This is a genomic window from Bacillus sp. FSL R5-0416, assembly GCF_037975425.1.
Taxonomy (GTDB): Bacteria; Bacillota; Bacilli; order Bacillales; family Bacillaceae; genus Bacillus; species Bacillus subtilis.
In genome coordinates, this window is the sequence record NZ_CP150252.1 from 2,952,411 (window position 1) to 2,964,332 (window position 11,922).

Genomic DNA, 11,922 nt, shown 5'->3' on the forward strand with positions numbered 1-11,922 from the left:
TTGAATAAACGGAATCGTGGTTCCACCCTTTTTTCCGCAAAGCCAATACGGCACCTGCGGCTCTAAGCTCTGTAACGGGAGTTCCCGTCAGCCATTACTGTTCCTTTTCAAGAGGTTCACAGCTGAAGTTCAAAGGCGGTAAAGCGAATGGTCCTTAGCTGGGAAGCTTGCAGCCAGGGCTTCCCTCTCTTTGAGCCGGTATCATTCCTTCGTGTCCTTATCAATACGTGTGTCTTTCTTAATCTCCTATGTATTATAAATTGTTCAATCCAAAAAATCAACACGATCGCGTTTCCTTTTTTTAAACCGACAGCCTTATATAGACAGGCTGCCGGCCCTCATCCTTCCGAGTGCTTCACCGGTATTTCTGCATCTGTAAAAGCATGCAGCGGGAGCATTTCCACTCTCTCTTGAAATACGTTTTGAATGGTCCTTGCCATCATGTGCTCGGGCTGGTCGGTATAAAGCACGACTTCATCAGGCGCAATGGAAATCAGCGGCGCGAGCAAATGAGAATCAATATACATAGGATGATCCCGGACAAATCTTCTGTCTATGTATTTCATTTTTTCCCGTTCCGGCACATAGCGCAGCTCCCATAATGTAAAGGAACCATCATGGACAATATGCACTTTTTTGATTCGCGGCTGTTTGGCGTTCACATAGTCTCTGAGTGTTTGAATAAAGTTTTGATATTCCTGTTCCATCTTATATTCATCAATCGCTGCTTCTGTAATATCTCTCAGCTGCTTATAGTATGATCCAAGTCGGAAGGTCTGAAAGGAGCGAATGTAAAATACTCCTTCCTCTAAACAGATCGTTTGGAGTTCATCCAAAATAGATTGTTTCCGTGAAAGCTTCAGCGGCTCAAACGGAAGATCGTCTGCTTCACCTTCAATAATACTGTGTGCGAGCTGAAGGATTTGCTGCTGTTCATCCTGGTCCGTGAAACAATAAGTTTCCTCAATCAATGACAGCATATGCTCGTCTTCTTTGCATTCCAAAAAAAATTTGACCAGAATCGGCTCCATAAAACGCTGAATAGGAAAAGCCGGATTCGCTTTTTCAATCCCGATTTTTCGTATGCCTTCACGGACAATGATATTGTTCCGATCGTCCGAATGCTGAATGAGATGTAAAAAAGCGGCTGCATCATGGTCATCTTCAAAGATTATTTCAAGCATGTTTGTCCCCCCTTACGGCATCTGTTACAAGTATATGGGGGATGTTTTTAAAATAGACGTAAAGGTCACTGGCAAATCTTAATTTGATTCTTGGAACAAGTTTTGCATTTTCTTTCTGAGGATGAATGGCAGCGAGATAAACACGATATACAGAGCTAGGACAAGAAAGAAAGCGGGCAGATTGCCAGCCAAAAAGCTCGCACCCAGCACATTAAGCGCAATCGTCCCAGGAATGATACCCACAGCCGTCGCCGCAAAATACGGCAGCGCTTTGACATTGGAAAGACCTGCCGCATAGCTGACGAAATCAAAATTGATCGGCAGGATTCTCAAAAGAAAGATGTAGAAAAATCCGTTATCCTCCATTTGCTTCTGAATGGCTTCAAGCCTTTCGTAATGCCCGTTCTTTTTCGCCGAAAACAAACCGGCCGCAAAAAACGAAACAGCTGAAGCGCACATTGAACCGACTAACGTATAAAGCGTGCCGAGAAGCGGGCCAAACGCAAGTCCGCCAGCTATTGAAATAACAGACACCGGAAATAAAACAAGTGGCCTGACGATGGATATCCCGATAAACATCAGAGGTGCAAAGACTCCGAACGACAATACCCAAACCCTGATTTCTTTCGGCGATACATTCAAATACGTTTTATTTCCCCAATAGAGTAAACCAGCACCTGCAAGCACTGCCAGCCATTTGACAGCCGTTTTTCGTTTCATACCCTCAGTTCCTTCCCCTTTGAACCACAGCAATTATGGATGTCGGCGGTTTTCTCCGTCAAGGCGGATCGGAGCAGCCAAATATAATATCCGCTCCATTAATCTTGCAGCTTTTACTTCTTCTTTTTCTCCCCTCTGCGAATACGTAAAATGATGCTTCAGCTCGTCAGGTGAGAAATTAGAAGAAAAGAACGTTGGCAGCTGCTGGGACATTCTGTGCTGAAGCACCGTTCCGATGACTTCATCCCTTACCCAGCTTGTCATTGATTCTGCTCCGATGTCATCAAGCATCAATACGGGTGTGGTCTTTACCATATTGAGCTTCTCTTCCAATGTCTGGTCTTGCAGCGAATTTTTAAGCTCTCTCACAAATTCAGGCACATAGACAATCATGGAGGAGTACTCTTTTTCCGCCAGCTCATTGGCAATTGCAGCGAGCATAAACGTTTTTCCTACCCCAAATTTCCCGTATAAATATAATCCTTTCCCTTTTCCCGTCTCATTATAGCTTTTCAGGAAGTCTGTAACATGCTGAAACATCGCGAGCCTGCTCGGGTCACTGATATCAACTTGCTGGAACGTCGCTCCGAGAAGATCCTGCTGGATATACATGCTTTTCATAAGAGACTTTTGTTTCTTCTGCTGGTCGAGCTTCCGTTTGACTGGACATTCATAATACTCGATATCAATAGACCGCCCACTGACAACAAGTTTCGGATGGTAGCCCTCCAACAAATTGTTGCAGTTTTCATCTTCCGAACAATAGGAGCAATTCTTGCTTTGTTCAATATATTCATAAAGCTTATTTAAGCTCTTTTCGATCATTTTTTGGTCAATCACTTCTTCGTTTTCCTTCAAAAATGCTTGAACATCTTGATCTTTCATGACTTTTTCCTTCATTTGTTCAAGACGTTTTTGGAAATCCGGCCTGCCGGTTACGCCCTGCAGGGAACGGCCGATTGGTTCCATCTATTCCTTCACCCCGCATCTCTGTCTTTAATAGGCAGAGTATTTTTTCAGTTTTTGCATTTCTTCCATCATCTTTTTCTTCTGTTCTTCCAAATCCTGCGGATGCAGCTTCTGCTGTCCGGATTCTGAGTCAGACGCTGTTTCCTTTTCTGTCATCCAATCAGGAAGCTTTTCTTCACGAATCACTTTTTGGTTTCGTTTCGAAGACTTTGTTTTTCCTTCAGCCCATTCAAGATACTGGCGGTTTTCTTCTATTGCGAGCTTCATCGCTTCCCTGACCGTTTTTACCTTTTTGCGTGCCCAATGCGAAGCGATTTTTTGGATATAGTTTTTGGACAGCTTCATGTCGGTTTTCAGCATGACATAATAAATTAACACATTTGTGACGCCTGGCTCGAGCTTCTGTTCGAACATAATTTCTTCTATGATCTTCAGATCAGCTTTTGACGGCTCTGTTCCGTCAGCAATGTCCTGCAGAAGCTTCTTCGGGGAAATCGCCTCAAGCAATGCAATCAGCTTCCCATCCAGAGAATCCTCTTCTGCCGGTTTTTCGCCTTCACGCAGATGCATCGGCTGTGTTTTTTCCACCAAATCGGGCAGCTGTCCGTTTCTTTCAATTTGATACCAGTCGCTCGCCGCTTTTCTTAATGCCTCCGTCGTAATGACGTCACGCTCATCAATTGCGCTCATTACAACATTTTGCATTTGCAAAGGGTCAATTCCGTACAGATAAGAAAGCTTTTTGATTGTGTCCCGCACCTGCTGGGTCATCGCTTTTCTCGGTATCATCGTCTCAGAAAGTCCCGCTAAAAACAAATCAAAATCAAATACATCCTCCGTTATGGTGTAGGACGGAGACTGTCCGACAGAAGTATACTCGGACCCCTCGGCAAGCCTTACCGTTTCCTCCATATCGGATGTGAGCTTCCATTCACTCGGCTGCAGCGATTCAAACGCATGATTAAACGGACGCGTAATGTCCTTCGCATCTTCTGAAATGGCCGGGTGCGTAAAAAATTGTTTTAATTGCTGATATTTCGTTTTTCCGACTCTATTATACAGAAAAACATTCAGCATTCCGTCTTCAAAAAATTCATTCGGTCTGAGCGGCGGAAGGAGTTCATATATAAAGAGGCGCTCCTGCCGCTCGGATTCTTTCATATATACTTTCAGCAATCCGATGCCCTCGAGCTTCCCCTGTTCCTGATGGATCGTTTTTAAGTTGGACTGTGTCATCCCCATCAGCTGTCTATGTGTGGACTCTCCGCCCCACAGACGGTTTTGTTCAAGCTCTCCCCACAATGTCATATAAAGAGAGAATGCAACAGGGCCGATTAAGGGCTGGTACAGTTGTGTAATAATTTGTCTGTCAATATCCTGCAGCATCGATCTGCTTTTAACCACATACGGGTCTACAGGCAGTACATCTTTCCAATAGTCAGCCATACATTCTCAAACCTTCCGAATTTGTTTCTACCTTTCATTTTACACCGTTTCTTATATCTATCAAATGCCAATTTTGCACATGAGAAAAGAGCTAGAAGAATCCTCTTAGCTCTTTTAACGCTCTTTCTTTATTAAGTCTTTTAATTCGTCGATAAAGACGTTTATATCTTTAAACTGCCGATAGACGGACGCGAACCGCACATATGCGACTTCGTCAATCTTAGCCAGCCGGTCCATGACCATTTCTCCGACGAGCTCACTCTTCACCTCGGAGCAGCCTTGATTGCGAAGCTCTTTTTCAATATCAAAGCACATGTCTTCAAGCGTTTTGAGTGAAACAGGCCTTTTTTCACATGCTTTTATGAGGCCGCGCAGCATTTTTTCTCTGCTGAATTCCTCACGCACACCTTCTTTTTTCACGACGATGAGCGGGGTTTCCTCCACTTTCTCAAAGGTCGTAAACCGGTAGTGGCAGGATTCGCACTCGCGTCTTCGGCGAATCGACTTTCCGTCATCCACAGGCCGTGAATCAAGGACTCGTGTTCCGTTATGCTGGCATGAAGGACATTTCAATAAAATCAGCTCCCAACTATATCGTTCCCTGCAATGTATTTTCGGCAGCCTCCGCCTTTTAAAAATAGATGTGACAGCATCTGTCGGGAGAGCCGTTGTTAAATTTGTTTCTATAGCATTAGGTGGTTTGTGAAAATCTCCTTCTTATTTTACAAAAAAAATGAAAAAAGAAAAAGCTGACACTCTCGTTTCTTTATAAAAATAAAAGGAGCATAAGCTAAAAAGCGCATAATGGCTTTCTAGCTTCAGCTCCCTTTGTGTTCGCAATTTACTTTATAGTACTTTCGCTTGCGCCTGTTTAATTTGCACAGGCCCCATTCCTCTTGGTATTTCAATGTTTTCTCTTGTATCAGCATGTAATGCCTCTGCAATGTAATCAGCAGCGACATTAGGATCTAAGTCTCCACAAGTATAAACATCAATGCTCGCATATCCGTGCTCAGGAAAACTGTGAATCGTTAAGTGTGATTCAGAAATAATCACAACTCCGCTTACGCCTTGCGGTGCAAATTTGTGAAATGCAACCTCGCGCACCTCAGCACCTGATTTTAGAGCAGCATTTACAAACGTTTTTTCAATAAAATCCATGTCATTCAGCTTATCAAAATCGCATCCCCATAGCTCGGAGATAACGTGACGCCCCATTGTTTCCATAGTCATGGACCCCCCTTAACAAGAATTAAAAAGTGAAATTCCAACAACTGGGTCGGCCATTTACCACGGGGGAAAGTTAGTCCGGAGAGGTCCTAACCCTTTAAGTAATTCCGAAACAGTCTCAAGCAAGAAGTTCACGAAAAATAGTATACTGTGTTTAAGTCTAATTTGCAAGGTGCGTTTTTTCAGAAATATGTTGTTAAGGGTTTTTTCTTTAAAATGTGTCCATGACCTTATTTTATACAGCAGACGGATGTTTCATTCGTGCCGCTACATGGCGGATCAGATCAACAACTCTGCAGGAGTAGCCCCATTCGTTGTCATACCACGCCAGCACCTTTACTTTCCTGTCTTCCATTACCATTGTTGTAAGCCCGTCAATGACCGCTGAATGCGGATTCGTATTATAATCAGTCGAAACGAGCGGTTCATCTGAGTAATCAAGTACACCGTACATCGACGTTTTGGCAGCGCGTTTAAATGCCTCGTTTACTTCTTCAGCCGTAACATCCGTTTTCAGATCAACAACGAGATCAACCAATGAGACGTTCGGAACAGGGACACGCAAGGCGAGGCCGTGAAGTTTTCCTTTCAGATGCGGCAGCACAAGCGAAAGCGCCTTTGCCGCTCCTGTTGTCGTCGGAATGATGGATTCACCGCAAGCCCGCGCCCGGCGCAAATCTTTGTGCGGGTTATCAATATTTTTTTGGTCATTCGTATACGCATGAACTGTAGTCATCAGACCGCTCTCAATGCCAAACTCTTCATCCAGCACTTTTACAACAGGCGCAAGGCAATTTGTCGTGCATGACGCATTTGAAATAATGACATGGCGCTCAGCGTCGAATTGGTCCTCATTTACGCCCATCACAATGGTAACGTCTTCATTTTTTCCCGGAGCGGTCAAAATCACTTTTTTTGCGCCTGCTTCTATATGGCCCATCGCTTTATCTTTAGCATTAAACTTCCCTGTTGCTTCGACAACTATGTCAATATCATATTCCCGCCAAGGCAGCTGTTTTGGATCACGGCTGTTTAACAAAAGCACTTTCTTTCCATTTACGATCAGGCTGTCTTCACCAGCCACAACTTCTTTGTCGTATCTGCCGTGAATTGTGTCATACTTTATTAAATGAGCCAGCGTTTCTGCGGAATAGCTGGCGTTAATGGCCACTACTTGAATTTGATCGTCTAACATCGCTTTTCTAAAAACCATTCTTCCGATTCTTCCAAACCCGTTGATCGCTACTTTTACCTTCATGTTGGACACCCCTTATCAATTATGCCATCCTAATTTGTTACTATCTAAAATTAGTATAACACATTAAAACAAATTCGCCAGTACATATTGATAAAAATCAACGATTATAACGCTAATTTATGATGCATCTTATGTTTTCTTGCACAGAATATCAGGCGTAAGAACCAAAAAGCAGCCAGCGCTCCGCACTGACTGCCCTCATGCTTTATGATTCCTGTTTTAACTTATCATTGAGCACACTTTCTTCTAGAACAGAAAATGTATCCCCGTACACTCTGTTAATATGATTCGCTCCCCAAGCACACAGCATATCTAAAATTCCTTCTAAGCTGCGGCCGTATTCGCTGAGCTCATATTCCACTTTGGGAGGAACTTGATTATATACGATTCGTTTAATGACACCGTCCGCTTCCAGCTCGCGCAGCTGCTGAGTCAGCATTTTTTGCGTGATGTTGGGCATTAGGCGTTTTAATTCGCTTGTGCGTTTTTTTCCGTGCGTCAGATGGCATAAAATGACGCATTTCCATTTCCCACCGATCACTTCAAGAGTCGCTTCAACAGAAATGTTATATTTTTTCTTCTCCATACAATCCATTCTCCTCACAGGCACCAAAAAGTGACTATAGCACTTCAAAGTACGTACTTTTATTTCTTAACGATATGTTTCATAATCACATTTGCCGGCTGATTTGAATCTGCTCTTTTTTATTTATATAGCTTACTCGGCAGAATTTCAATCATACAACACATCTTACAAAGGAGGAACATCATGACTTCAGCCAATAAAAGCAGTATTCCTGCACTACTGGCTTTGGCCGTAAGTGCATTCGCAATAGGGACAACTGAATTTATCAGTGTCGGCCTTTTGCCGCTCATTGCTGATGACCTGCATATTCCAGTCACGACAGCAGGATTAACCGTTTCCCTTTATGCGCTCGGCGTTACATTTGGGGCACCTATATTAACTTCATTGACCTCAAGCATGTCACGTAAGACACTATTGCTTTGGATCATGTTTATTTTTATTGCCGGTAATACGATGGCAGCAACCGCTTCAAGCATCGGGATTTTACTAGCAGCACGTGTGATATCGGCATTTTCGCACGGTGTGTTTATGTCGATCGGTTCGACAATCGCAGCGGATATTGTCCCGGAAGATAAAAGGGCTAGCGCGATTTCAATTATGTTTACTGGCCTCACTGTGGCAACTGTAACCGGAGTTCCTTTTGGGACATTTATCGGCCAGCAGTTCGGCTGGCGTTTCGCCTTTATGGTCATTATCGCCGTCGGAATCATTGCTTTCATTACAAATGGCATTCTTGTACCGTCCAAATTACGAAAAGGGACGAAAACAACGATGCGGGATCAATTGAAGCTTGTGACAAACAGCCGGTTATTGCTTTTATTTGTCATTACAGCGCTTGGATACGGAGGAACATTCGTTGTGTTCACGTATCTGTCTCCCCTGCTTCAGGAAGTAACAGGCTTCAAAGCCGGGACTGTTGCAGTGATTCTGCTCGGATACGGAATAGCTATTGCTATCGGCAATATGATTGGCGGAAAGCTGTCAAACCGAAATCCAATTGCCGCTTTATTCTATATGTTTATCGTACAGGCAATTGTTCTATTCGTACTGACATTTACAGCCCCGTATCAAGCAGCTGGGCTCATTACCATTCTCTGTATGGGATTGCTGGCCTTTATGAACGTGCCCGGCCTTCAGGTGTATGTCGTCATGCTGGCTGAGCGTTTTGTCCCGAGTGCAGTTGACGTCGCATCCGCGATGAATATCGCTGCCTTTAATGCAGGGATCGCGCTTGGGTCATACCTTGGCGGTGTGATCACCGATTCAATCGGATTGATTCATACCGCTTGGATAGGCGGATTAATGGTGGTCGGTGCAGTCATTTTAACAGGCTGGAGCCGCTTGATGGAAAAACGAGATCGGCAGGAAGCCTGACAATTTTAAAGGAGGAAATGAACATGACAACACATTTACAAGCAAAAGCAACACTTCATAATGGGGTAGAAATGCCTTGGTTCGGCCTTGGCGTGTTCCAAGTGGAAGAAGGATCTGAACTGGTAAACGCAGTTAAAACTGCCATTGTTCACGGGTACCGCAGTATTGATACTGCAGCAATCTATGGAAATGAAGCTGGAGTCGGAGAAGGGATTCGGGAAGGCATTGAAGAAGCAGGCATTTCAAGAGAGGATCTGTTTATCACATCGAAAGTATGGAATGCGGATTTAGGCTACGAAGAAACACTCGCCGCGTTTGAAACAAGTCTGTCCAAACTCGGTCTGGATTATTTGGATCTATACCTCATCCACTGGCCTGTAGAAGGAAAGTATAAAGAAGCTTGGAGAGCGCTTGAAACGCTGTATAAAGAAGGCCGCATCAAAGCGATTGGCGTAAGCAACTTCCAAATTCACCATCTTGAAGATCTGATGACGGCAGCTGAAATTAAGCCTATGATTAACCAAGTGGAATTTCACCCGCGCCTCACACAAAAAGAGTTGATAAGATACTGCCAAAATCAGGGCATCCAGATGGAGGCTTGGTCACCTTTAATGCAGGGACAGCTGCTGGATCACCCTGTATTGGCTGACATCGCTCAAACATATAATAAATCTGTCGCACAAATTATTTTGCGCTGGGATCTGCAGCATGGCATCATTACGATTCCTAAATCAACGAAGGAACACCGCATTAAAGAAAATGCAAGCGTATTTGACTTTGAATTAACGCAGGATGACATGAACCGAATCGATGCACTGAATGAAAACTTGCGCGTCGGTCCTGATCCGGACAACTTTGATTTTTAATGGCAAAAAAACACCGTTCAATATGAACGGTGTTTTTTGATTATGCCCAGCTGTTCATGATTTCATCAAGCTGCCTTTTGGTCTCTTCAAGCGTGCCGCTGTTATCAATGACTTGATCTGCTCTTGCTGTTTTTTCCTCTAAGGGCATTTGAGAGCGGATACGGCTGACTGCTTCTTCTTCCGTCAGCTGATTGCGCTTCATCAGACGTTCCAGTTGAAGATCTTTTGTCACACTGACCACAATAATTTTATCAACCAATGATTCCAATTTGCTTTCGAACAATAGCGGGATATCCAATACAACAAATGCCTCCCGATTTGCAACGGCTTCATCACGGCGATTGAGCATTTCCTGCCTGACTGCGGGATGAACAATTGCATTTAAAGCGAGACGTTTTTGTTCATTTGTAAATACCAGCGCTCCAAGCTTTTTTCTATCTATATCGCCATTTGAGAGCAGTATGTCTTCACCGAATTCGTCAATGATTTGCCGGTAGGCCGGCATCCCTTTTTCTACCGCTTGTTTTGCAATGATATCTGCATCTATAACTGTTATTCCTTTTTCAATCAGCATATTGGCTACCGTGCTTTTGCCGCTAGCTATTCCTCCCGTTAAACCAATGACTAAGGTCAAGAGATCCACTCCTTTTTACAATTTCCAGAGCCCAATCGTGATTAATAGAAGCCCCGGCAAAAACGCCATTTTATCGATCCATTTCCACTTAGACAGAAAATGGCCGGCATTGATTCCAATTGATACAAACAGCGAGCTCATGATTGCCACGGCGATGCTCATCACAATCGGCGAAAAACCGAGAATGGCTGCGCCTATACCTGCTCCAAAGGCATCAATCGATAAGGCAAATCCCAATAAGACCGCCTCAATTCCGTTGATCACACCCGATTTGTCGATATCCGCACTCATGGGTTTTCTCAAAATATGAATCACAATTCCTAATGACCGAACCTCTAAATTAAGCAGTGTTTTTTCATGCAATAGGTATTCTTTATCTTTTGCCGGTTTGAAAAATTGATACAGAACCCACGCACCGATTCCAACCAATATCAAACCGCCAAGCTTCTCCGTCACATATACAGGAAAAAACTTCGTGAGAAAGCTTCCGATCAGCATGGATATAAACATGACAGCACCGGAACAGCAGGCGATAACCAAAATCGCTTTAAACGGTATTTTCATTTTTCTCAATCCGTACGTAAATCCGACTGAAAAACTGTCCAAGCTGACAGCCAACGCCAGCAGCAGTATAGAAACCATTTGCATATCCGTTTCTTCCTTTCTGTTGGTGCTCTTGTATCAGATGTGAAATGCCCGGGATTCATCACAATCATATATATGGGAAAGTGAAAAATCCGTGTTTCGAAAATGGCATCCTCAATTCCAGAGTTACTGATATATGCACCGACAGCTTGGACAATGAAGCATTATGCTACTTTTTTGTCTGGCACTTTGCGCAAAAATGCGTGCCTCTTCCTCCAACGACAATTTTCGAAATCATCGTTCCGCAATTTTTGCATGGCTCGTCTTTTTTTCCGTACACAAAATGCTGCAGCTGGAACATTCCGATTTCCCCTTGGGAGTTGATATAAGAACGGACTGTGCTTCCGCCCGCATCAATCGCCTCCTGCAGAGTGTTTTTGATTTCAGCGTGAAGGGTTTTGATTGTTTTATCTGATAATTGATTTGCTTTTGTCTCGGGATGGACACCTGCTCTGAAAAGAGCCTCATCCACATAAATGTTCCCGAGTCCAACTACCGTTTTTTGATCCAGTAGGGCAGTTTTGACAGCGCGGTTTGTTTTCGCAAGCCGTTCTTTTAAATACGCACTCGTAAATTCTTCTGCATCCGGCTCCGGACCTAACTGAGAAAGCGGGAGCTCGCCCGCTTCTTCTCCCGGTTTAAATAAGTGCATGTTTCCAAATTTCCGCACATCCCTGTACCGGAGCTGGGTTCCATCCGTCATCGTGAATATGACATGCACGTGTTTATCGTCAGGCTCCTCGGCTTGATGAAGACCGTATTTTCCTTCCATTCGAAGGTGAGAAACCATAACATAATGATCTAAATGAAACAGTAAAAACTTTCCCCGTCTTCCGATGGACTGTATCGTTTCTCCTGCTAGTTTTCGCGCAAATTCCTCCGGTTCGGCAGGCCGTTTGATGATATTCGGCCATCTGATCTCTACCGATTTGATTGTTTTTCCCTTTACAAGCCCGGTCAGAGTGCGCCGGACCGTCTCAACCTCTGGTAATTCCGGCACATCCATCACT

At 43.9% G+C, this 11,922-nt stretch carries 12 protein-coding genes and 1 pseudogene; 2 read left to right on the forward strand and 11 right to left on the reverse strand.

The genetic code is table 11. The annotated features are described in order from the left end of the window. Positions 1 to 338: 338 nt before the first annotated feature. The 8 genes from ytxC to NYE20_RS15870 all read right to left on the reverse strand — a co-directional run bounded on the left by ytxC (position 339) and on the right by NYE20_RS15870 (position 7,393). The gene (gene ytxC / locus NYE20_RS15835; RefSeq protein ID WP_021480288.1) at positions 339 to 1,184 is read right to left on the reverse strand and encodes a putative sporulation protein YtxC; all 846 of its coding nucleotides are present in this window, start codon (positions 1,182 to 1,184) and stop codon (positions 339 to 341) included. 78 nt (positions 1,185 to 1,262) lie between these two features. Then, a complete protein-coding gene (locus NYE20_RS15840) occupies positions 1,263 to 1,904 on the reverse strand; it encodes a TVP38/TMEM64 family protein (RefSeq protein ID WP_038828001.1) in 642 nt (213 codons plus the stop codon). Positions 1,905 to 1,937: 33 nt separating this feature from the next. Continuing rightward, positions 1,938 to 2,873, reverse strand: a complete 936-nt coding sequence (gene dnaI, locus NYE20_RS15845; protein ID WP_038827989.1) for a primosomal protein DnaI — start codon at positions 2,871 to 2,873, stop codon at positions 1,938 to 1,940. A 27-nt stretch (positions 2,874 to 2,900) separates the two neighbouring features. Beyond that, positions 2,901 to 4,319 carry a replication initiation membrane attachment protein DnaB gene (gene dnaB, locus NYE20_RS15850; protein WP_021480291.1) on the reverse strand — a complete coding sequence of 473 codons (1,419 nt, stop codon included), beginning with the start codon at positions 4,317 to 4,319 and terminating at the stop codon, positions 2,901 to 2,903. Between the two features lie 114 nt (positions 4,320 to 4,433). Continuing rightward, the gene (gene nrdR, locus NYE20_RS15855; RefSeq protein WP_003223586.1) at positions 4,434 to 4,892 is read right to left on the reverse strand and encodes a transcriptional regulator NrdR; all 459 of its coding nucleotides are present in this window, start codon (positions 4,890 to 4,892) and stop codon (positions 4,434 to 4,436) included. Between the two features lie 273 nt (positions 4,893 to 5,165). Continuing rightward, positions 5,166 to 5,546 carry an adenosylmethionine decarboxylase gene (gene speD / locus NYE20_RS15860; RefSeq protein ID WP_003223584.1) on the reverse strand — a complete coding sequence of 127 codons (381 nt, stop codon included), beginning with the start codon at positions 5,544 to 5,546 and terminating at the stop codon, positions 5,166 to 5,168. Between the two features lie 238 nt (positions 5,547 to 5,784). Beyond that, a complete protein-coding gene (locus tag NYE20_RS15865; protein ID WP_003229459.1) occupies positions 5,785 to 6,807 on the reverse strand; it encodes a glyceraldehyde-3-phosphate dehydrogenase in 1,023 nt (340 codons plus the stop codon). A gap of 205 nt (positions 6,808 to 7,012) precedes the next feature. After that, positions 7,013 to 7,393: a winged helix-turn-helix transcriptional regulator gene (locus NYE20_RS15870; RefSeq protein WP_021480292.1), complete on the reverse strand. Its 381-nt coding sequence runs from the start codon at positions 7,391 to 7,393 to the stop codon at positions 7,013 to 7,015. 183 nt (positions 7,394 to 7,576) lie between these two features. Here NYE20_RS15870 and NYE20_RS15875 point away from each other — a divergent pair, with 183 nt between their 5' ends. Continuing rightward, positions 7,577 to 8,767, forward strand: coding sequence for an MFS transporter (locus NYE20_RS15875; RefSeq protein ID WP_014477629.1), 1,191 nt, complete (start codon positions 7,577 to 7,579; stop codon positions 8,765 to 8,767). A gap of 23 nt (positions 8,768 to 8,790) precedes the next feature. After that, a complete protein-coding gene (gene ytbE / locus NYE20_RS15880) occupies positions 8,791 to 9,633 on the forward strand; it encodes an aldo/keto reductase YtbE (protein ID WP_003229455.1) in 843 nt (280 codons plus the stop codon). 40 nt (positions 9,634 to 9,673) lie between these two features. Here the strand turns inward: ytbE and coaE are convergent, their stop codons facing one another. The 3 genes and pseudogenes from coaE to mutM form a co-directional block, all read right to left on the reverse strand. Then, on the reverse strand, positions 9,674 to 10,267 hold the full coding sequence (coaE, locus tag NYE20_RS15885; protein WP_021480294.1) for a dephospho-CoA kinase: 594 nt from the start codon (positions 10,265 to 10,267) through the stop codon (positions 9,674 to 9,676). A gap of 15 nt (positions 10,268 to 10,282) precedes the next feature. Next, positions 10,283 to 10,933: pseudogene (gene ytaF / locus NYE20_RS15890) on the reverse strand (sporulation membrane protein YtaF); the annotation flags it as partial. A gap of 148 nt (positions 10,934 to 11,081) precedes the next feature. After that, the gene (mutM, locus tag NYE20_RS15895; protein WP_339183416.1) at positions 11,082 to 11,912 is read right to left on the reverse strand and encodes a DNA-formamidopyrimidine glycosylase; all 831 of its coding nucleotides are present in this window, start codon (positions 11,910 to 11,912) and stop codon (positions 11,082 to 11,084) included. Positions 11,913 to 11,922: the final 10 nt, after the last annotated feature.

Bases quoted from the DNA above. Each gene is read 5' to 3' on its own strand.
- NYE20_RS15870 (WP_021480292.1), bottom strand. From the start codon at position 7,393: ATGGAGAAGAAAAAATATAACATTTCTGTTGAAGCGACTCTTGAAGTG.
- NYE20_RS15865 (WP_003229459.1), bottom strand. From the start codon at position 6,807: ATGAAGGTAAAAGTAGCGATCAACGGGTTTGGAAGAATCGGAAGAATG.
- dnaI (WP_038827989.1), bottom strand. From the start codon at position 2,873: ATGGAACCAATCGGCCGTTCCCTGCAGGGCGTAACCGGCAGGCCGGAT.
- speD (WP_003223584.1), bottom strand. From the start codon at position 5,546: ATGGAAACAATGGGGCGTCACGTTATCTCCGAGCTATGGGGATGCGAT.
- NYE20_RS15875 (WP_014477629.1), top strand. From the start codon at position 7,577: ATGACTTCAGCCAATAAAAGCAGTATTCCTGCACTACTGGCTTTGGCC.
- ytxC (WP_021480288.1), bottom strand. From the start codon at position 1,184: ATGCTTGAAATAATCTTTGAAGATGACCATGATGCAGCCGCTTTTTTA.
- NYE20_RS15840 (WP_038828001.1), bottom strand. From the start codon at position 1,904: ATGAAACGAAAAACGGCTGTCAAATGGCTGGCAGTGCTTGCAGGTGCT.
- ytbE (WP_003229455.1), top strand. From the start codon at position 8,791: ATGACAACACATTTACAAGCAAAAGCAACACTTCATAATGGGGTAGAA.
- dnaB (WP_021480291.1), bottom strand. From the start codon at position 4,319: ATGGCTGACTATTGGAAAGATGTACTGCCTGTAGACCCGTATGTGGTT.